The organism is Amycolatopsis sp. NPDC005961, assembly GCF_040629235.1.
Classification (GTDB): domain Bacteria; phylum Actinomycetota; class Actinomycetes; order Mycobacteriales; family Pseudonocardiaceae; genus Amycolatopsis; species Amycolatopsis camponoti.
This window is the reverse complement of the sequence record NZ_JBEXVF010000063.1, coordinates 37535-56503: the sequence shown is the minus strand read 5'-3', so window position 1 is coordinate 56503 and position 18969 is coordinate 37535. Positions and strand designations below refer to the sequence as shown.

18 protein-coding genes and 1 pseudogene are annotated in these 18969 nt (G+C 73.4%); 7 read left to right on the top strand and 12 right to left on the bottom strand.

Going from position 1 to position 18969, the window contains the following annotated elements:
• Positions 1 to 92: 92 nt before the first annotated feature.
• The 3 genes and pseudogenes from ABZ342_RS38290 to ABZ342_RS38280 form a co-directional block, all read left to right on the top strand.
• Positions 93 to 902, top strand: a pseudogene (locus ABZ342_RS38290) (fumarylacetoacetate hydrolase family protein); the annotation flags it as partial.
• On the top strand, positions 899 to 1663 hold the full coding sequence (locus ABZ342_RS38285) for an SDR family oxidoreductase (RefSeq protein WP_360483846.1): 765 nt from the start codon (positions 899 to 901) through the stop codon (positions 1661 to 1663). The pseudogene ABZ342_RS38290 and the gene ABZ342_RS38285, both read left to right, overlap by 4 nt.
• 16 nt (positions 1664 to 1679) lie before the next feature.
• Complete coding sequence (locus ABZ342_RS38280; protein ID WP_360483843.1) at positions 1680 to 2825, top strand: alpha/beta fold hydrolase; 1146 nt, start codon at positions 1680 to 1682, stop codon at positions 2823 to 2825.
• A 380-nt stretch (positions 2826 to 3205) separates the two neighbouring features.
• Here the strand turns inward: ABZ342_RS38280 and ABZ342_RS38275 are convergent, their stop codons facing one another.
• The 4 genes from ABZ342_RS38275 to ABZ342_RS38260 are packed head-to-tail and all read right to left on the bottom strand — an operon-like array spanning position 3206 to position 7514.
• Positions 3206 to 4573 carry a UDP-glucose/GDP-mannose dehydrogenase family protein gene (locus tag ABZ342_RS38275; protein WP_360483840.1) on the bottom strand — a complete coding sequence of 456 codons (1368 nt, stop codon included), beginning with the start codon at positions 4571 to 4573 and terminating at the stop codon, positions 3206 to 3208.
• 9 nt (positions 4574 to 4582) lie between these two features.
• Positions 4583 to 5452: a galactosyltransferase-related protein gene (locus tag ABZ342_RS38270; RefSeq protein ID WP_360483837.1), complete on the bottom strand. Its 870-nt coding sequence runs from the start codon at positions 5450 to 5452 to the stop codon at positions 4583 to 4585.
• Positions 5449 to 6465 (bottom strand): glycosyltransferase, encoded by a 1017-nt coding sequence (locus ABZ342_RS38265; protein WP_360483834.1) that lies wholly within the window; start codon positions 6463 to 6465, stop codon positions 5449 to 5451. The genes ABZ342_RS38270 and ABZ342_RS38265 overlap by 4 nt, the downstream gene beginning before the upstream one ends.
• Positions 6462 to 7514 (bottom strand): glycosyltransferase, encoded by a 1053-nt coding sequence (locus ABZ342_RS38260; RefSeq protein WP_360483831.1) that lies wholly within the window; start codon positions 7512 to 7514, stop codon positions 6462 to 6464. Before ABZ342_RS38260 ends, ABZ342_RS38265 begins: the two co-directional genes overlap by 4 nt.
• 436 nt (positions 7515 to 7950) lie before the next feature.
• On the opposite strand from ABZ342_RS38260, the gene ABZ342_RS38255 reads away from it, so the two are divergent.
• From ABZ342_RS38255 to ABZ342_RS38245, 3 genes are read left to right on the top strand one after another with little or no spacing between them, the layout of a single operon-like run.
• Positions 7951 to 8913: a glycosyltransferase family 1 protein gene (locus tag ABZ342_RS38255; protein ID WP_360483828.1), complete on the top strand. Its 963-nt coding sequence runs from the start codon at positions 7951 to 7953 to the stop codon at positions 8911 to 8913.
• The gene (locus ABZ342_RS38250) at positions 8910 to 9893 is read left to right on the top strand and encodes a hypothetical protein (RefSeq protein ID WP_360483825.1); all 984 of its coding nucleotides are present in this window, start codon (positions 8910 to 8912) and stop codon (positions 9891 to 9893) included. Before ABZ342_RS38255 ends, ABZ342_RS38250 begins: the two co-directional genes overlap by 4 nt.
• On the top strand, positions 9887 to 11185 hold the full coding sequence (locus tag ABZ342_RS38245; RefSeq protein WP_360483822.1) for a glycosyltransferase: 1299 nt from the start codon (positions 9887 to 9889) through the stop codon (positions 11183 to 11185). Before ABZ342_RS38250 ends, ABZ342_RS38245 begins: the two co-directional genes overlap by 7 nt.
• Positions 11186 to 11191: 6 nt before the next feature.
• On the opposite strand, the gene ABZ342_RS38240 is transcribed toward ABZ342_RS38245, so the two are convergent.
• From ABZ342_RS38240 to ABZ342_RS38230, 3 genes are all read right to left on the bottom strand, one after another.
• Entirely contained in the window at positions 11192 to 11971 is a 780-nt protein-coding gene (locus tag ABZ342_RS38240) for an FkbM family methyltransferase (RefSeq protein WP_360483819.1), read from the bottom strand.
• A 41-nt stretch (positions 11972 to 12012) separates the two neighbouring features.
• Positions 12013 to 12363 carry a hypothetical protein gene (locus ABZ342_RS38235; RefSeq protein ID WP_360483816.1) on the bottom strand — a complete coding sequence of 117 codons (351 nt, stop codon included), beginning with the start codon at positions 12361 to 12363 and terminating at the stop codon, positions 12013 to 12015.
• A gap of 86 nt (positions 12364 to 12449) precedes the next feature.
• Positions 12450 to 13625, bottom strand: a complete 1176-nt coding sequence (locus tag ABZ342_RS38230) for an MFS transporter (RefSeq protein ID WP_360483813.1) — start codon at positions 13623 to 13625, stop codon at positions 12450 to 12452.
• 89 nt (positions 13626 to 13714) lie between these two features.
• Here ABZ342_RS38230 and ABZ342_RS38225 point away from each other — a divergent pair, with 89 nt between their 5' ends.
• The gene (locus ABZ342_RS38225; protein WP_360483810.1) at positions 13715 to 14281 is read left to right on the top strand and encodes a TetR/AcrR family transcriptional regulator; all 567 of its coding nucleotides are present in this window, start codon (positions 13715 to 13717) and stop codon (positions 14279 to 14281) included.
• A 9-nt stretch (positions 14282 to 14290) separates the two neighbouring features.
• Here the strand turns inward: ABZ342_RS38225 and ABZ342_RS38220 are convergent, their stop codons facing one another.
• Genes ABZ342_RS38220 through ABZ342_RS38200 form a run of 5 tightly spaced genes read right to left on the bottom strand, consistent with a single transcriptional unit; the run spans position 14291 to position 18889 of the window.
• On the bottom strand, positions 14291 to 15196 hold the full coding sequence (locus tag ABZ342_RS38220; RefSeq protein ID WP_360483807.1) for an acetamidase/formamidase family protein: 906 nt from the start codon (positions 15194 to 15196) through the stop codon (positions 14291 to 14293).
• Positions 15197 to 15206: 10 nt separating this feature from the next.
• Positions 15207 to 15521 carry an NIPSNAP family protein gene (locus ABZ342_RS38215; protein WP_360483804.1) on the bottom strand — a complete coding sequence of 105 codons (315 nt, stop codon included), beginning with the start codon at positions 15519 to 15521 and terminating at the stop codon, positions 15207 to 15209.
• Positions 15522 to 15543: 22 nt separating this feature from the next.
• Positions 15544 to 16029 carry a nuclear transport factor 2 family protein gene (locus ABZ342_RS38210; protein WP_360483801.1) on the bottom strand — a complete coding sequence of 162 codons (486 nt, stop codon included), beginning with the start codon at positions 16027 to 16029 and terminating at the stop codon, positions 15544 to 15546.
• On the bottom strand, positions 16026 to 17783 hold the full coding sequence (locus ABZ342_RS38205; RefSeq protein ID WP_360483798.1) for a CocE/NonD family hydrolase: 1758 nt from the start codon (positions 17781 to 17783) through the stop codon (positions 16026 to 16028). The genes ABZ342_RS38210 and ABZ342_RS38205 overlap by 4 nt, the downstream gene beginning before the upstream one ends.
• On the bottom strand, positions 17780 to 18889 hold the full coding sequence (locus ABZ342_RS38200) for an FAD-dependent monooxygenase (protein WP_360483795.1): 1110 nt from the start codon (positions 18887 to 18889) through the stop codon (positions 17780 to 17782). Before ABZ342_RS38200 ends, ABZ342_RS38205 begins: the two co-directional genes overlap by 4 nt.
• Positions 18890 to 18969 lie beyond the last annotated feature (80 nt).

The window sequence follows — 18969 nt, the reverse complement described above, 5'->3', positions numbered from 1 at the left end:
GGCTTCACCGGCACCGGCTGCTACTACGAAAAAACCCGCACCGCGGTCCTCGACCTCCAGCGCGCCAACGGCATCAAGGCGGCGCGGCGGCCCTGCGCGGGCCCGCGGTGGCGCTGACCGAGGTGCGGCTGCTGCCGCCGCTGGCTCCGCCGACCGTCCGGGACTTCGTCGCCTTCGAAGAACACGTCGAAGGGGTCGTCGCGAGCGTGTCCGGCGGGGCGGGCGTGCCGCCGGAGTGGTACGAGGCACCGACTTTCTACTTCACCAACCCCTACGCCCTGCTCGGGGCCCACGACGACGTCGCGATTCCCCCCGGCAGCGCGCTGTTCGACTTCGAGCTGGAGGTCGCCGCGATCGTCGGCCGCGACGGCACGTCCCTGACCCCCGAGCGGGCACACGAGGCGATCTTCGGTTACACGATCCTCAACGACTGGTCCGCCCGCGATCTGCAGCGCCGGGAGATGAAGGTCCAGCTCGGCCCGGCCAAGGGCAAGGACTCGGCCACGACGCTCGGGCCGTGGCTCGTCACGGCCGACGAGCTGGCGGACCGGCACGACGAAGACGGGTTCCTCGCCCTCGAGATGAGCGTCGCCGTCAACGGCAGGCCGGTCGGACGCGACCTGCTGGCCAACATGGGCTGGCCGTTCGCCGACCTCGTCTCCTACGCCTCGCGCGGCACCTGGGTCCGCGCCGGCGACGTCCTCGGCTCGGGCACCTGCGGCAACGGCGGCTGCCTCGCCGAGCTGTGGGGGCGCGGCCGGGACGTTCCGCCGCTGGCCCCCGGCGACGTCGTCGAGATGACGGTCGAGGGCCTGGGCACGATCCGCAACACCGTGGTCGCCGGCGCGCGGCTGCCGCCGGTGCGCCCGGCTCGGCCCCGGTCACGCAGGCGGACGCGATGACCGGCCGGGTGGCCGGCAAGGTCGTGGTGGTCACCGGTGGCGGCCGCGGCCAGGGCGCCGCGGAGGCACGGCTGCTCGCCGCCGAAGGCGCCGAGGTCTTCGCCGTGGACCTCGGCCGGGAACCCGAGGAAGACCTCGCCGGAGCCGGCTACCGGCAGCTGGACGTGACCGATGCCGGCGGCTGGCGCGACCTGGTGGCCGACGTCGCGCGGCGGCACGGGCGGGTCGACGGGCTCGTGGCGAACGCCGGGATCACCTGGCGAGCCCGGCTCGGCGACCTCGACCCGGCCGATCTGGCCCGGGTTCACGACGTCAACGTCGGCGGGACGGTCCGTGCGATCCAGGCGGTGTCGGGGCTCATGTCCGACGGCGGCTCGATCGTCGTGGTCGGCTCGGCGGCCGCCGTGACCGGGCACTTCCCGGTCGCGTACACCGCGAGCAAGTGGGCTCTGCGCGGCCTGGCCAAGACGGCGTGCCTGGAGCTGGGGCCGCGCGGGATCCGGGTGAACACCGTCCACCCCGGTTACGTCGAAACCCCGATGACCGCTTCCGCCGCGGCCGGTTTCCGCGCGGCGAACATCCGCGAGACCCCGCTGGGCCGGACCGGCACGCCCGACGAGGTCGCGCCGCTCGTCGTGTTCCTGCTGAGCGACGAGGCCTCGTTCATCTCCGGCGCGGAGATCCCCGTGGACGGCGGGATGACCGCCCACGGCGGCGTGAAATCGATCAGTGACGCGGTGCGGCCGCCGGTCACGCCCTGAACCCGAGAGGACGAACGTGTTCGAGTACTTCCCCGAGAACTACCCGTGGAGCCTGGGGGTCGTCGCGACCCTCAACAGCGGCGGGCTCATCGACGAGGTCGACCGCGCCTGCCGGCCCATCCGCGAAGCCGCCACCCGCGGCGAGGACGCCGGCACCCCCGACTTCCTGCGCGCCTGGACCGCGCTGACCGACCAGCTCGTCGGCCAGGCCGAGGAGGCCGAGAAGGAAGGCCACCGGCGCACCGCCGGACAGCTGTACGCCCGCGCCACCAACTACCTCGCCCAGGCCGAACGCCTGCAGAGCGCCTCGGCCGAAGGCCGGCTCGACAGCTACCGCCGGGTGCTCGAACTGCAGCAGAAAGCTTTTGACCTCAAGGATCCCGGCCTCGGCCGCGTCGAAATCCCGTACGAGGGCACCACGCTTCCCGCCTACTTCAGCGCCGCGGGCGGGAACGCCCCGGTGATGATCATGTGGAACGGCCTCGACTCGACCAAGGAGCACATGTACGCCTCCGGGCACTGGGCCGAGCTGGCCGCCCGCGGCATCTCGTGCCTGATGGTCGACTGCCCCGGCTCCGGCGAGGCGCTGCGGGTCCAGGGCCTCACGGCCCGGGTCGACACCGAGGCGTGGGCGAGCGCTTGCGTGGACTACCTCGAGACCCGCGACGACGTCGACCGCACCCGGATCGGGCTGGTGGGCTGGTCACTCGGCGGCTACTACGCGCCGCGCGCCGCCGCGTTCGAGAAGCGGCTCGCCCTGGTGGTCGCGTGGGGAGCCAACCACGACTGGGGTGCCGTGCAGCGGCGGCGCCTGGAGCGCGAGGGCGAGCGCCCGGTCCCGCACTACTGGGAGCACGTGTTGTGGGTCTGGGGCCACGAAAACCTCGACGAGTTCATCTCCTTCGCCGACCGGATCCACCTCGACGGCGTCGTCGGCGAGATCACCGTGCCGTTCCTCATCTGCCACGGCGAACGCGACCGGCAGATCCCCCTGGACTACGCGCACCGCTCGTACGAGCAGGCCGTGCACAGCCCGGACCGGAAGCTGCGCGTGTTCACCGCCGCGGAAGGGGCCAGCGAGCACATCGGGCTCGATCACCTCGGCCACGTCAGCACCTTCATCGCCGACTGGGTGAGCGACGTGTTCGCGTCGCCGCGGTGATCGACAGCCGGACCGTCCCGGGTCAGCGGCGACCGGACAGGGTCCGGGTGACGCCACGCGCGGCGGCCAGCAGAGCGGCGAGGCCGGCGTGCACGCGCTGTCCGCCGTTCTGTACGCCTTCGCCACCCACCCGGATCAGTGGCGCCGGTTGCGGGACAACCCGAGCCTGGCCCGGGTCGCTTTCGACGAAGCCGTGCGCCGGGAGTCACCGGTCCAGACGTTCTTCCGCACGACGACCACCGCTGTGCGCGTCGGGGACGTCCGCATCCCGGAAGGGCGCAAGGTCCTGACTCGACGGCACGTCGAAACGCCACCACAACAACACCCTCCGCGCCTGGGAATCGCTGCCCGTGAAGGTGCGTCACTTCGGCTCCGGCCGGTCATCGTGACGCGGTGGCCGACCCGGTGAGGAGGTGTCCACCGGGCGGCGATTCGGCTCGCGCCGGGCGGCCGACGCCGCTCCAGCTGAAGCCGGCCTGGGCGAGGGCGGACGGGTCGAGGAGGTTGCGGGTGTCGACCACGGTCGGGGTGCGCACGCAGGCGGCCAGGCGGGGCCAGTCCAGGCGCCGGAACTCGGGCCACTCGGTGAGGACCACGATCGCGTCCGCGTCCGCCGCGGCCTGGTAGGCGTCGCTCGCCACGGCCAGCGGGAGCCCGTCGTCGGCGGGGGACACCGCCGGGTCGAACGCGACCACGTCGGCCCCGGCCTGGCGCAGCAGCGCGGCGACCGCCAACGACGGCGAGTCCCGGAGGTCGTCGGTGCCCGCCTTGAACGTCAGGCCCAGCAAGGCCAGTTTCACCTTGCTGAGCGACCCCGTACGGCTGCCCGTGACGGCGAGGCGGATCTTGTCGACCATCCGCTTGTGCTGACGGCTGTTGGTGTCGATGGCCGCCCGGACGAGCCGGAACTCGAAGTCGGCGGAGTCGGCCAGCTGCAGCAGCGCGGAAGTGTCCTTCGGCAGGCAGGAACCTCCCCAGCCCGGCCCGGGGGACAGGAACTTCTGGCCGATGCGGCGGTCGTACCCCATGCCTTCGGTGACGTCGACGACGTCGGCCCCGACGCGCTCGCAGAGTTCCGCCACGGCGTTCACGTAGGACAGCTTCATCGCCAGGAAACAGTTGGCGGCGTACTTGATCAGCTCGGCGGACGGGCCGTCGGTCAGCACGGTCGGCGCACCGAGCCGCGCGTACAGCGCCGCGACCCGCTCGGCCGCGTCCTGACGCGCGGAGCCGACGACGATCCGGTCCGGGTGCAGGAAGTCGTGCACCGCCGTGCCTTCACGCAGGAACTCCGGGTTGGACACCACCGCGACGTCCTCGCGGTCCAGCAGCTGCGTGATCCGGTCCCCGGTGCCGACGGGCACGGTGGACTTGGTCACCAGGACGCAGTCCGGAGGCAGGAGCGTGCGGATTTCGTCCACCACCGCCTCGAGGACACCGAGATCGGCCAGTCCGCCCGCCCCCATGGGCGTCGGGACGCAGAGGAAGACGATCTCCACCGGCCGGGTGCCCTGCTCGAACACGGCACCGGCCTCGGTGACCCAGGTGAGCCGGCCCGCGGCGGTGCCGTCGGCGACCAGGTCGGCCAGTTCCGGTTCCAGGATGTCGACCTGGCCCTTGCGCAACCGGTCCACCTTGTCCCGGTCCGAGTCGGCGCACACCACGGAGTGGCCGAGCGACGCCAGGCAGGCCCCGGTGGTGAGTCCGACGTACCCGGTTCCGATGACGGCGACGTTTCGAGCGAACATGCTGGATCCTCACTGGACTTGGCGGGTCTCGAGCCGGTCGCCGAACCCGGGGAGCAGACGGAGGGTGCCGAGACCGCGGTCGAACCGGACGGCCCCGGCCCGGTCGAGCTCGGTCAGCCAGCCGGTCATCGGCCAGAAACCGTGGCGACGGTGGAAAAGCCGGGCGTTGGCCACCAGCTCGCGGACGTGCCGCGGCTCGTGCCGGCTGGGTGGGTGGTACTGGTGGTAGGCGGTGGCGCCGCCGACCCAGGCCAGCCGGGCGCCGCGCGCGGCGGCCCGCAGGGCGAAGTCGGTGTCTTCGGCGCCGTAGCCCGCGAACTGTTCGCAGAACCCGCCGAAGCGTCGCCAGTCGTCCCGCAGGAGCGCGAACGACAACGACCAGAACAGCTCGAACCGCTGGTCGTCCAGCAGGATCTCACCCTCTTCCGGCGCCGGCCTGCCTTCGTGCGGGCGGGCCAGCCGGGCGAGCTCGCGCGGCGCGGGGTAGCCGCCGGGTGGAGGCGGCGGCAGGTACGCCACGGGCCCGCACAGCAGCGTCGCCGGGGGAACCCGGCTCGCCGCGGTGGCGTAGCGGGCCAGCGCCCCGGGACCGGGAACGCAGTCGACGTCGAGGAAGATCAGCAGCTCGGCTTCCCGGTCGAGAGCCGCGCGCGCCCCGGCGTTGCGGGCCGCGGCCAGGGGCAGCCCCCGGGGTCCGGGGCGGACGGTGACCAGTTCGAGGGGCGGCGCCGAGGGGGAGGGACGCAGCTGGGGGACATCGGCCATGGTGACGACGACGTGCACGTCGGCGTCGGCGGCGTCGAGAGCGTCTCGTTGCCGTTGGAGGTGGGAGTCCCGCCCGGCCGTGATGGTGACGACGGCGGTGCGCGGGCGCTTCACCGGGACCGCGCCAGGTCGCTCAGGGCGGCTGCGGCACGCTCCGCCCCGTCGCCGGGCGACCACGGCGCCCAGTCGCCGCCGCGGGCCTGCGCCTCGGTCAGCACCCCGGGCCACCGGGGCGGAGCCGGCCAGGACCGTTCGACCACTCCCAGCGAAGCGCGGACCAAGGCCTCCGCGGTGGCTTCCTGCTCGTCGAACGGCCGGGGCTGGGGGATGACGACCGCGGGCCGCCGGGCAGCGGCCACTTCGGCGAGAGCGTTCTGACCGGCGTGCGTGACCACGACACCGGCCTCGGTGAGCAGCGGCCACGGGTCGGCCACCCACCCGTGGTGGTGAAGGTTGGGCGGGGGAGGTTCCTCGGTCTGCGCCGGGCCCGCGATGTCCCACTGCCACCGCGGGGTGGCCGCCGCGGCGGCGTGGAGCTGGGCGGTGGAGACCGCCAGGCCGCCCGACCCCCACAGCACGAGCGCGCGCCGCGCCGCGCCGGCCGGGGACGCGGCCCGTCCGTCGAAGCGGGAGAACGCGCCCACGTGCACGGTTTTGGCCAGCCATGCGGACGGCCAGTCCGGCGCGGGCCGCCGGGGCCACGGCGCGAGGATCGTCTCGGCCAGGTCGTAGGCCGTGCGGTGGGCCCGGTCGGTCCGCCGCCCCGGCTGGGCGACGACGACCACCGGCACCCCGTGCAGCCGGGCCAGCAGCGCGATCTCGACCGACACGTCGACCACCAGCAGCCGAACCGCGTGCCGGTGCAGCTCCGCGCTCACCAGGGCCATGCGATCGCGCAGGCCCGGGTGCCGCCGGGGCGCCCAGTGCAGCGTGCCACCGGCGGTGACGTCGTCCTGAGCGGCATCGGCTCCGTCGGCGTCGCCGGGCAGCGTGGTCCACCGGCCGGGCCAGTCGGTGGGGGCGGGCAGGGTGGAGAGCCCGAGCACGTCCTGGCCGAGGCGTCGGGCGATGGCGCTGGCCCGTTGGAGGTGTCCGGAGCCGTGGTGGTGCACGTAGTAGGCGATCATGACCGCAGCTCCCGGTAGATCCGCACGTACCCGTCGACCATCCGGTCCACCGAACACGTCGCCTCCGCCCGCCGGCGCGCCGCGGCGCGGTCCAGCGTCACCGCCCGCGTGAGGGCGGTGGCGAGCCCCGTCACGTCGTCGGGGGCGGCGAGGACGCCGGTGTGCTCGTCGAGGATTTCGGGCAACGCGCCCCGGGCGAACCCGGCGACCGGCGTACCGCAGGCGAGCGCTTCCGCGACCACCAGCCCGTAGGGCTCCTCCCAGCGCGGGGACACCACGGCGACGCTCGCCGAACCGACCAGCCGGACCAGGTCGAGGTGGGTGAGGTGGCCCAGGTACTCGATCTCCCCGCCCAGCAGCGGCTCGATCCGGTGCCGGAAGTACTCGGCGTCCGGTCGCGGCCCGGCCAGCCTGAGCCCGGTACCGGCGGCCAGCGCGGCTTCGATGGCCAGCTCGGGCCCCTTCTCCGGCACCATGCGGCCGAACCAGACGGGGGGCTCGCCCCCGGGGCCGGGAACCCACCGGTCCAGGTCGACCCCGTTGTGCACCACGGAAACCGCCGGCACCAGCGACGACCACTGCCGTGCGGTGTGGGCGCTGACGGCGGCGAAGCGGGTGTGGCCGGGGGAGCGGAGCCGGATCGCGGACTCCAGCCAGGGGGTGGGCGGGGTGTGCAGCGTGGTCAGCATGGGGGTGCCCAGGGTCGGCGCCATGGCGATGGGCAGGTAGTGCAGCGAGTTGTTGTGCACCACGTCGCAGTCCGCGGCGGCCGCGAGGTCGAGCATCAGGCCGAGGTAGGCGTGGTGCTCGGCCATGAAGTAGTCGGCGGGCATGCTGACGTCCAGCCGGGCCTGCGCCGACAACCCCGGCAGCACCGGCATCGCCTTGACGCCCAGCGCCGGGTCGGACCCGGTCCCGCCGAAGATCGTCACCTCGTGCCCCCGTTTCCGCAGCCCGGTGGCCAGCTGCCAGGTGTGCGCCTCCAGACCGCCCGCGAACGGTTCACGGATGGGGTAGCGCGCCGAGGCGACCAGGCCGATCGACAGCACGGGGCCGGGGTGGCTCTCGCGTTCCGGCCGGTCCGCGACGGGGACGGACCGAGCACGGCCGGCCGGTCCCGTCGCCGGGTCACGCCGGCCCCGATCCACTGTGGGTGTTGCGCGTACCACCGTGCTCCTTCTGCAGGATTGCTCGTTCACCACTTCGTAGGCGGCCGGTGCGGGCAGGCAAGCACCCGGTGATCGACGCACACCGGCCCGCCATTCGATCCGCTCGACAATTACCGGATGCGCACGACAACTCGATCGAAGTGGTTCCCCGCTCCCGGGCCGGTAAACGCGGATTCCGTGGATCTTCGCGGTGTTTATCGGCCGGAAGAGTGGATACACACCCCGCGTGAATAGGCCGTTGATGGTTGCCTCGGTTCCGGCGGGCCATTCTTACGTACGCAATATTTCGGACGCACGGGCGACGCCGGAGTTCCGGGTGCTGCCCGATCCGCCGGTGCCCGGGGCGGCCGCCGGCGAGTGGTGGCCCCACCGGTCACTGGAACCCGCGTGGCTGCACGCCCACCACGATCGATTCGACCTGTTGCACCTGCATTTCGGCTACGAGCACCGGTCCACTTCGGAGCTGAGGGCGACCGTCGAAGCCTTGCGCGCGCAGGGGAAGCCGCTCGTGCTGACGGTCCACGATCTGCGCAACCCGCACCAGGCCGATCCCGGCCCGCACCGCGCCGCCCTGGACGTCCTGGTTCCCGCGGCCGACGCGGTGATCACCTTGACCCCCGGCGCGGCCGCCCGGATCGCCGGCGAGTGGGGACGCCGCGCGAAAGTCGTTCCGCACCCCCACGTCGTGGAACCGGCCCGCGCGCGGCTCGCTTCCCGTCGTGGTGCCGATGACTCCTTCGTCGTCGGGGTGCACGCGAAGAGCGTGCGCGCGAACTGCGACGCCGTGGCCGTCGCCGAACAGCTGGCCCGCACCGTCGCCACCTTGCCCGGGGCCCGGTTGCTGGTCCACGCGCACGACGACGACGGCGGCCGGCGGGCCGCCGGGGAATTGGCACGGCGAGGCGTTCCGGTCACCGTGCGACCGCGGTTCTCCGACGCCGAGTTGTTCGACTACCTCGAAAGCCTGGACGTCTCCGTGCTACCGCACCGGTTCGGCACCCACTCGGGGTGGCTGGAAGCCTGCTACGACCTGGGCACCACGGTTCTGGCGCCGGATTGCGGGTTCTTCGACGAGCAGGCGCCGTGCCTGCTGTACCACCGCACCGAAACCGAAGTGGACCGCCGCAGCCTGGATCGAACGCTGCGGCACGCCTACGAGCGTCGCCCGCGGTGGCACGCCGACCCGCGGCGGCGAGCGGCCGAGCGCGACGTGATCGTCGCCGCCCACTTGGCCGTCTACCGCGCGGTGACCGGGGTGGCGGCGGGCGGGCCGCGGTGAGGGTGCACACGTACGCACCCGGCCCGGCCGGCCACGGGGTGGTCCGGCACGCACGCTCGGTGGCCCGGCTGTGCGCCTCCCGCGGGGCGCTGGAGACCGACCACGAACCGGACCTGACCCACGCCCACTTCACCGACGCCTTGTTCGGGCCGACGATCGAAGAAGCGGCCCGGGATTACCGGAGGTGGGCCGCACGCGCGCGACGTCCGCTCGTGGTCACGCTGCACGACGTCCCCGACCCTACCGGCCGCGGCCGGCGCGACGTGGCGCGGTCCGCCGGCTACGCGGCCGTCGTGGCAGCCAGCGACGCCGTCGTCGTCTCCGCCGAGCACGAAGCCCGCAAGATCACCCGGCTCACCGGTGCGGCGCCCCACCACATCGACCTTCCGCTGCCCGCGGAACCGGGCCACGGCCCGGGCGATGTCCCGGACGGCGTGACGTCGTCGCTGGTTCTGCTCGGCTACCTCTACCCCGGGAAGGGACATCGTGAGGCGATCGAGGTGGCCGAGGCGGTGGGCCGGCGCCGGCCCGGCGGTCCGCCCGGGGTGCTCGCCGCGGGCACCGCGAGCGCCGGCCACCGCGACCTGGAAGACGAGTTGCGCGAGTACGCCGAGGCCCGCCACGTCCCGTTCGCGATCACCGGTCACCTGAGCGACTCCCGGTTCGCGGCGGTGACGCGGGCGGCGGGAGTGCCGGTGGTCCTCAACAGCGAGGTCAGCGCCAGCGGTTCGTTGTTGTCCTGGCTGTCGTGCCGGCGGCGGCCCATCACGTCGGCGGGTCCGTACAGCCGCGAGATCGGGCGCCGCTACCCCGGCCACCTCCTGCCGGCGGAGACCCGGGCCGAGGTGGCCGACCAGGTCGCCCGGGCGCTCGACGAACCGCACCTGACGCGGCTGCCGTACTACCCGCGCTGGTGTGACGTCGGCGCCGAGCACGTCGCGCTCTACCGATCGGTGCTGGCCCGGGTGCTCTCGTGCTGAGCGACGTCCTGGTCCCGCGCAACCGCTGGGATCTGCTGGCCGGGTATCCACGGCAGGTCCCCACGGTGACCGTGATCGTGACCCACTACGAGCAGCACCACCTCCTGCGCCGCATGGCTTCGGCGCTGCGCCGCCAGACCTTGCGCCCGGCCCAGGTCGTGCTCGCCGACGACGGCTCGGCGCGCACCCCCGGCTTCGCCGTACCCGGCGTCGAAACCGTGGTGGTCAGCCAGCCGGACGAGGGTTTCCGCGCCGGAGCCGTCCGGAACCTGGCCGCCCGGCGGAGCGTGGGCGAAGTACTGGTCTTCCTCGACGCGGACACCGTGCCGGAGGCAGGATACGTCGAGGAGATCGTCCGCCACATCGCCTTGTGTCCCGACGTGCTGGCGGTGGGACGGCGCCGGCACGCCTCCTTCGCCGGGCTGGCCCACGACCGGCACCCAGCTGCCTCGGCCGCGCTGGCGGAGCCCGCTTGGTTGCGGGACGCCTACGCCGCTTCGGAAAACCTGCTGCACGCCGACGGCCGCAGCTTCCGGTTCGTGATCGGCGCGGTGCTCGCGTGCCGGCGCGACCTCTTCCACGACCTGGCCGGCTTCGACGAGCGGTTCGTCGGGTACGGCGGGGAGGACTGGGATCTCGCGTACCGGGCGTGGAACGCGGGCGCGGTGCTGGTGCACGAGCGGGCCGCCGTCGCGTGGCACGACGGGCCGGACTGGGCCGGCCGGGGCGGGGAGGCCGAGGTCATGGACCACCAGAGCGCCCGGCTGGCGGCGGTGATCCCCGAGCCGTCCACCCGGGGCGCCCCGATGCCCGGGGCGATCCCCGATGTGCTCGTCGACGTGCACGCCGCCGGCCCGTTCGGCCACACCGTGCGCACCGTGCACTCGCTGCTGCGCCAGACCCACCGCGACCTGGGGATCCGGCTGTCCGCCCCGGACGAGCGCCTTCGGGAGACCTACGCGGCGGTGGTGCGCACGGAACCGTGGAGCGGAGACCAGCTTCGCCGGGCCCGGGTCCGCGTCGACGTCCACGAGCCGCTGCCGGCCGCCGCGGTCGAGCGCGCGGTGACGATGATCGCGGAGTCCGACGTCGGCCGGGTCGACCTCGTCCGCGCGGGGCGGCGACTGGGGGTCGCGTGGTCGACCCGTGCCCTCGGACGCGCGCGGCGCTGGTCCGCGCGCTTCGAGACCGACGACCTGATCGACCGCGCCTTCGGGCGACGCCGGCTCTCCCTCGACGGGGCGGACGACCGGAGCACGACATTGGCCGGCTTCTTCGCCGGCTGGACGTGATGACGCTCAGGCCCGCACAGCGGTCACGATGTGGTGCCGCAGATCCGGCGACATCATCGCCGGCACCCGCCGGCCGCACTCGAAGCCGTGCCGGGTGAGCAGGCGTTCGACCTCGCGCACCCGGTCGTCGACATCGTGCACTTCCACGACCAGCGCGGCGATTCGCGGCCAGTCCCGCTCGTCGATGCCGTGCAGCACTTCCAGTTCCGCGCCCTCGACGTCCACCTTGACGAGGTCGATCCGCGGTGCTTCCGGCGGCAGGACGCTCGAGAGCCGGACGACCTCGACCTCGACGAGGTCGGTGCTCAGCATCTCGTCGGCCAGCCGCGGGTCGGTCTGGGTCTCCCGCATCTCCGCCACCCAGTGCGCGGGCTTCTCCCACGGCCGGCCGGTCGAATTGGCCGACAGGTGCCGGTACGCGGTCAAGACCGCCCGGCCGGAGCGGCGCCCGAGAGCGGCTTCGACGACACGCACCGACCCGGGGGCGAGGCCGGCCAGGTTGGCCCGCAGCAGGGCGCAGGTCGCGGGAACCGGTTCCACGACGACGAGCCGGGCGTCCGGACACAACCCGGCGACGCGCAGCGCGAACAACCCGATGTTCGCGCCCGCGTCGACGACCACCGCGTCCGGCCGCAGGGGCGGGAGATCGCGGAGGTAGTCGTCGTGGGTGAAGATCTCGTGGTAGAGGTAGTGCGCCTCGCCTGCCGCCCAGGGACCGGGCCGGGTCAGCACCTCGAGATCGTCGGCGACGCGCACGCGCGCCGGATCGGTTCCTTCGTGCCCCATGGACCCGCACCGTGACCTCTCGTGTGGTTTCGGAAGACGCGTCACCTCGTGGCACTTCCCGGAGACCGGGCGGGATCGCGGCCCGTGGCCTGCCGAGCCTCGTAGCGGTCGACCGCGGCCCGGACCGCCGCACGGGCGCCGGGAGCCATCACCACACCGGGGTTTCCGATCCGCAGCAGCGGCGTCCGGTACCAGAAGGAATCGAACAGCCAGTTCACCGTGCGCACCACCGCCAGTTCGGCGCGGGTCACAGCCTGCCATCCCGGTCGAGCGAGCCGGTTGAGCAGAAGGCGTTGGTGCCGCGGCAGATTTCCGATGACGGTTTCGACGTCTTCGCGCACCTGGGGGCTGTCGATCCAGTCCCGTTTCGTCGAGTTGTCGCCGGTGCTCATGGGCGCCTCCGGCTGGCCATGGGGAAGGGCATGGACTTCCGATACCCGCCCCGGCCGCGGACAAACGACGCGAGGCACAAGTGTCTTCACCGGAAAAGGGTGAAGCCGGGCACCGGATGGTCACCGGCCGGAACGGGTTCTTCGGCCGGGGCGAGGCGGGGGTCGAGCTGGCTCCAGGCGATCAGGGCCACGAGGCCGGTCAAGCCGAACACCGCGGCCAAACCGATGCCGGAAGCCGCCGCGCCCGCCAGGGGTGACGCCACCGTCTGGCCGGCGCCGAGCCCGAGGAACGACCACGTGACCCCGCGCGCGGGCCGGGCGGGGAACACGCGGGTGGCCCACACGATGCACAGCCCCGTCAGCGCCATGTACGTGACGCCGAACAGCGCGCTGGAAACCAGGGCACCCGGCAGGCCGGGAGCGGGCAGCGCCAGGAGCGCGATGCCCGCCGCGGCGAGCGTCCAGGTGCCCAGGTTGGCCGTCCGCAGCCCGACGCGTTCGGCGACCCGGCCGGCCGAGCCGCCGAGCAGCCCGGCGACGCCGATCGTGAACCAGCACCAGGTCGCGGCGACCGGGCTCAGACCGGCTTCGGTGAGCCGTGAGCTGGAGAACGTCCAGTACGGCGCGCTCGTGACGCCGATGAGGACGGAGTTGAGCACCAGCGGTCCCATTCCGCGGCTCGTGCCGGAGGCGCCGCCGGCGGAACCGGTCCGGGGCAGCGTCCGCCACGCGATGAGCGTCACGGCGGCGCCGAGCACCGCGAACGTGGCCCAGATCGCCGGCCAGCCGAACACCAGCAAGGGCGTGAACGCCGAAGCCGCGAGCCCGAGCCCGGTGCCGGTGTTCGCCCAGGTCTGCGCCTGCGCGCGGAGACGCGCGCCGACGGTCTCGCCGATCACCTGCGCGACACCGGGCGACACGAGCCCGGCGCCGCACCCGGCGACGAAGATCCCGGCGCCGAACACCACGACGCCCGGGGCCAGCGCCATCAGCACCAGCCCCGCGGTGGCCGCGGCCCCGGCCAGCAGGACCGTGGCGCGCGCGGACCGCGCCGACGTCTTCGGCGACACGAGCAGGCCGAGGCCGTAGCCGGCGGTGGACAGGCCGCCGAGCACCCCGATCGCGACCGTCGTCAACCCGAACGTCTCGCTGAACCGCGGCACGAAAAGGCCGTAGGCGTAGCGCGCGAACCCGTAGCAGAGGGCGATCACCCCCGCGCCGATCGCGGCGGTGGGCCCCCACCGGGCTGTCCTGTCGTCCATGACCTCCACCAAACAGACAGGTCTGTATGGTGTCAAGTGATGCTAGAGTCTTCGCAGGTAGAGCGCGGACTGTTCGGTACGGAGGCGACATGGCCAAGACACGCCCGGGAGACGCGGGAGCGAAGGTGCTCAAGGCCGCGTCGACGCTGTTCTACCGCGACGGCATCCACGCGGTGGGTGTCGACACGGTGGCGGCCGAAGCGGGCGTGACGAAGGCGGCGCTGTACGGCAACTTCGGCTCGAAGAGCGGGCTGGTCGTCGCGTACCTGCGCGAGCGTGACCGCCGGTGGCAGGGCGAGATCGACGCCGTCACGGCCGGCCACGCGGACCCCCGTGACCGGGTGCTGGCGGTCTTCGACGCGTACGAGGCGTGGCTGTCCGGCGACGGCTACCGCGGGTGCGCGTTTCTCAACGCCGCCTCGGAGTTCCCCGACCCCGGGGACCCGGTCCGCGAAGTCGTCCGCCACCACAAGACGGCCCTGCATGGCTACCTGGCGGCGCAGCTCAAGCGCCTGGGCCCGGTGACCGCGGATGCGGACGAGCTGATGCTCCTGCTCGAAGGCGCGGCCGTCCAGTCGGTGGTCTCCCAGGACGCCCGGCCGTTCCGCGTGGCGAAGCGGCTCGCGGAATCGCTGGTCGCCGCGTCCGGCGGGTGAGACCGGCCGTCAGCGGATCGCGCCGTGCGGGAGGACGGCGTGCACGCCCCACGTCTCGTTGGCGACCTGGGTGATCCGCAGGTCGACGACCGGCGAGGCGAGCGCCAGTGCGGTCGCCTGATCCAGTCCGTGCAGCCGCTGCAGCCAGGTCACCATCGCGGCCAGCGCGTCGGCCATGGCCTCGTTGAGGTCGGTCCCGAAGCCGAAGGTGACCCGGCCTTCCGGGGTTTCGGCGTGGATGCCCGGGACCGCCGCGTCCACCGCCAGGCTGAGGGTCACCGCGGTGGTCATCGGGCACTCGATCGCCGTACCGCCGACTTCGCCGTGGCCCTGCGCCGCGTGGCCGTCGCCCAGGTGCAGCAGCGCGCCGGGGACGGTCAGCGGCAGGAACAACGTCGACCCGGCGACGAGGTCCCGGCAGTCGAGGTTGCCGCCGCCGGCCGCCCGCGGCGGGATGGTCGGGTGCGGTCCCGGCTCGGCGGGCGGAACGCCGACGACGCCGAGGAAAGGCGCGACGGCGACGGTGTGCCCGAGGTCGCTGGTGGCGGTCTCGGTTCCGACGTCCCACGTCAGCCAGGCGCCGGGTCCGTCCGCCACGCCGAGCCTGCGGTTGAGCGCGGTGTCCTTCGTCCCCGCGGCGGTCCAGCCCCAGTCGCCGGGCGTGATCGACGTGAAGTGCACGCCCAGGACCATGCCGGGCTCGGCGCCGCGCACCGCGATCGGCCCGGTCAGGCAGTGCCCGCGCCGCTCCGGGAACATCGTGGGGCCCAGCACCCGCCGGTCCAGGTAGCCGGCGGCGTCGAGCGAGCCGACCACGACGGAGTCGCCGGGGTCGACCGTGAGCACCGGCGGAGTGGCCCGGTCGAAAACGTCCACTGTGGTCTCGCGCGTCGCGGGAAGCCGGTACTCCGTCACGAGTTTCCTTTCAACCGAGCGCCGATCCGGCGGTCGGTACCAGCCGGATCGTGGTCGCCGGGTCGCTCGTCAGCGCCGCGACGGCGGCGGCCAGGGGAGCGCACCGGGGATCTTGGTGGACGGCGTCCAGGATACGTTCGCGATCGGCGTCGTCTTCGAAGCGCCTGATCCAGACGACGACGTCCTCGTCGCCGGCCACGGTGAACGAGCCCACCACCCGCATTCCCCGTTCCTGGTGCAGCGGGATGACGGTCTCGTCCAGGTAGCCGGCCAGTTCGGCGCCGCGGCCCTTCCGGGCGTGCTCGGTGCGGATCTCGTAGAACATCGGGGTACTCCTCGGGTGACGGTCAAGCGTGACGGGCGGCGGCGAGCGCGTAGACGTCCGGAGAGCCTTCCCACGGCGCGGTGCGCACCACGGCCCAGTGCCCGATGAGCCACTGGCCGTCGAGCTTGCGCAGCTTCAGCTCCCAGTAGCCGCGCATCGTGCAGTGGTCGACGACGCCGGGATCGGCGGGGACGTGGTGGTAGGCGACCATGTGCGCGCGGCAGGTGACCTCGCCGCCGGAGTCGCCGGACCGCCGCACGACGAGGTCGGTGGCGGCGTGGTGGGTGCAGTCGAAACCCTCCAGGGTCGCGCGGGCCAGCTCGACCAGGTCCGCGGCGCTCACGGTCGTCGGTGGCCGGCCGTGGTAGTGGGTCGACAGATCCAGCGTCACCTCTTCGGCGAACAGCCGCCGCAGGGCGAGCCAGTCCCGGTCGTCCTGGGCGTGGGCGAGCCCGGCGACGACGTCGGCGATGGCCGCGCGGTCGCGAAGATCCTGCAGTGCGCTCATGCTCGTGACTCCTCGGATGGGCGGTCGATCACCGGGAGGATCAGCCGGCTGGGGTGGGCCGGCCCGTGGTGGACGTGGTTGACGGCGACCGCCACGACGTCCTCGCCGTCGGTGGCGATCGTCGCGCCGGTGTTGGTGTTGCGGTCGTAGCGGGGAAAGCTGCTGCTCGAGACCTCGAGCCGGATGCGGTGCCCGGGCCGGAAGACGTTCGCGGTGACGCCCAGGTCGAGGGTGAGCTCGGCGTCCGTGCCCGGCGCCAGGAGCGCGGGTTCGGTGAGCGACTCGCGGTAGCGGACGCGCTGGATGCCTTCGCACAGCAGGATCGCCCGGCCGTCGGGGTGCACGTCGACGAGCTTGCCGGTGAAGTCGGTGTCCGGTGTGGACGAACGGATGTGCAGCACCAGCGTGATGTGGCCGGTGACCTCGACGGGGCGGTCGAGCACGGGAGTCGTGAAGCACAAGACGTCCTCGCGCGCTTCGGCCGCGGACTGGTCGGCCGGTCCGGGGTAGGTGCCCGGCGTGGCGGCGAGCACGGTGCCGCCCAGGCTGGGCACCGGATCGCGCGGGTCGTAGCGGAAGGTGTCCGTCGCCTCCCCGGCCGGGGAGGCGCGGGTCAGGACGCCGTCGCCGGCGGCCGTGTTGGCCCGGCCGCCGCCGTCGAGGAAGAAGCCGGTGTAGCGGGTGCCCGGCAGCGGCCAGTCCGGCTCGTCCCGCCAGCGGTCGACGCCCATGACGAAGATCCGGACCCGGGGGGAGTCGTCGGGAGCTTCGGTGCGGCCGCGGACCCAGCGGTCGAAGAACCGCAGGTGGGCTTCGGTGACACCGGCGGCCTTGATGCTGCCGGCGAGCCCGAACGACCGGTCGGGGTAGGTGCCGAGGTCGGTGCCGTCGGCGTGGGACCAGGGGCCGATGATCAGGCGCTGGCCGTCGCGCGCGGCGGCGCTGCCACCGTGGCGGCGCATCATCGTGTACGACCGCACGGTTTCGTGGACGAACACGTCGTACCACCCTCCGATGTGGAGCGCGGGAACGGTGATGCGGTCGCAGTGGTCGATCGCGGCGACCTCCCGCCAGAAGGCATCGCGGTCCGGGTGGTCGAGCACGTGACCGAGCCAGGGCAGGGAGCGGGTCACCGCCGCGGGGGCGGCGAGCCGCGGCGACCGCGGTTCGGTGAGGGTGGCCAGCAGCGCGGCGGCGTCGGCGGGATCACCGTTCCCGTCGTCGAGTCCACGACGCAGGTTGCGCAGCGCCGAGAGCGTGCCCCAGGTCAGGACCGCGTCCTGGGACAGCGCGCCGCCGGGGGAGCGCCACGGTGCCGCGTACGGGTCGGCCGAGGTCATCACCGGCGCGATCGCCCGCAGGGCCGCGACGCCGTGCGGTGCGGCCTGCCACTGGCTGAACCCCATGTACGACCCGCCCCACATGCCGACCGCGCCGTCGCACCACGGCTGCGCGGCCAGCCAGGCGAGGGTGTCGAGGCTGTCCGGGCCTTCGTGGGTGTGCGGCACGAACGTCCCGGGGGAGCGGGAGGTGCCCCGGACGTCCTGCGCCACCACGGCGTAACCCGCTTCGACGAGGGCGAACACGTCCGGGAGCTTCGGATTGCCGTACAGCCCGGCGTCGTCCTTGCCGTAGGGCGTGCGGACCAGCAACGCGGGAAACGGTCCGGGCGCCTCCGGGAGCCACACGTTGGTGGCGAGCGCGACGCCGTCGCGCATCGGCACCGGCACGTCCACCTCCACCGTGAAGCTCATGCCGTCACCGGGTTCCCGGCGGCCGAGGTGAGCATCCAGTGGCTGAACGCGGCGTAGTGCCGCGCGAACTCCTGCGGCGTGGGGGCGTGCTCCACCGCCGCCGAAAGCTCGGCGACGTGGGCGTACCGGGGAATCCGGTCCGCTTCGTAGGCGGCCAGCGCCGCGGGCACGTCCCCGGCCGGGGCGAGCAGGCGGCCGAGCAGCGCGGCGTCCTCGATGCCCAGCGTCGCACCGGCGGTGATGTGCGGCGACATCGCGTGGGCCGCGTCCCCGACGAGCACGACGCGCCCGGAAGCCCAGTGCGGCAACGGCGGCACGAGCATGATCCGGTTGTGCAGGATCAGGTCCTCGGGCGTGGCGCGGATGAGCTCGGTGAGGACCCCGCCGTGCTCGCCCTCGTAGAGGTGCCGGGCCCGGGCCAGCGCCTGCTCCTTGAGGGTGCCGGTCGGCTCCTTCGCGCCGAACTGGTTCACCAGCCAGTAGACGCCGCCGTCGTAGGTGCGCACGTATCCGCCGCGGCAGCGGTCGCCGCCCAGGACGATCCGGTTCCCGGTCAGGCCGAGACCCGGATCCGGAAGCACCGCGCGCCAGGCGTGGTGCCCGATGTGCTCTTGCGCCGGCTTCCCCGGCACCAGCTGCGCGCGGACCGCCGAGTGCGCGCCGTCCGCCCCGACGAGCACGTCGGCGGTGTCCTCGCCGCCGTCGGCCAACCGGACGGTGACGTGGTCCGGGTGCTCGTCATACGCGGCGAACCCGGTGGCGAGGCGGATGTTGTCGCGGCCGACGGCGTCCGCGAGCAGGTCGGTGAGCTTCGCCCGGTGCACCAGCAGGAACCGGTGGTCCTCGACCCCGAACTCCGGGGTCTCGAGCAGCCGCCCGGCCGTGTCGTGGAAGTACATCTCACCGGGCTTGCCGATCGCGCGCACCTGTTCGCCGACGCCGAGGTCGTCGAACACGGCCAGCGCGTTGGCCCACAGCCCCAGGCCCGCCCCGGCCGCGCGGATCTCCGGCGCCCGCTCGTACACCACCACGTCGATTCCCTTGCGGCGCAAGGCGAGACCGCTCGTCAGCCCCACGATCCCGCCACCGGCCACCACAGCTCGCATCGGCGTCCTCCTTCGTCGTCTGGACTCGACGCTAGGGACGCCAGCCGGTTAACTCCAGTGCAACGTTGGTACGGACTCAT

Excerpts from the sequence above, each read along its gene's own strand:
- ABZ342_RS38285 (WP_360483846.1), top strand. The coding sequence starts at position 899 with ATGACCGGCCGGGTGGCCGGCAAGGTCGTGGTGGTCACCGGTGGCGGC.
- ABZ342_RS38275 (WP_360483840.1), bottom strand. The coding sequence starts at position 4,573 with ATGTTCGCTCGAAACGTCGCCGTCATCGGAACCGGGTACGTCGGACTC.
- ABZ342_RS38265 (WP_360483834.1), bottom strand. The coding sequence starts at position 6,465 with ATGATCGCCTACTACGTGCACCACCACGGCTCCGGACACCTCCAACGG.
- ABZ342_RS38240 (WP_360483819.1), bottom strand. The coding sequence starts at position 11,971 with ATGGGGCACGAAGGAACCGATCCGGCGCGCGTGCGCGTCGCCGACGAT.
- ABZ342_RS38235 (WP_360483816.1), bottom strand. The coding sequence starts at position 12,363 with ATGAGCACCGGCGACAACTCGACGAAACGGGACTGGATCGACAGCCCC.
- ABZ342_RS38230 (WP_360483813.1), bottom strand. The coding sequence starts at position 13,625 with ATGGACGACAGGACAGCCCGGTGGGGGCCCACCGCCGCGATCGGCGCG.
- ABZ342_RS38225 (WP_360483810.1), top strand. The coding sequence starts at position 13,715 with ATGGCCAAGACACGCCCGGGAGACGCGGGAGCGAAGGTGCTCAAGGCC.
- ABZ342_RS38215 (WP_360483804.1), bottom strand. The coding sequence starts at position 15,521 with ATGTTCTACGAGATCCGCACCGAGCACGCCCGGAAGGGCCGCGGCGCC.
- ABZ342_RS38210 (WP_360483801.1), bottom strand. The coding sequence starts at position 16,029 with ATGAGCGCACTGCAGGATCTTCGCGACCGCGCGGCCATCGCCGACGTC.
- ABZ342_RS38205 (WP_360483798.1), bottom strand. The coding sequence starts at position 17,783 with ATGAGCTTCACGGTGGAGGTGGACGTGCCGGTGCCGATGCGCGACGGC.
- ABZ342_RS38200 (WP_360483795.1), bottom strand. The coding sequence starts at position 18,889 with ATGCGAGCTGTGGTGGCCGGTGGCGGGATCGTGGGGCTGACGAGCGGT.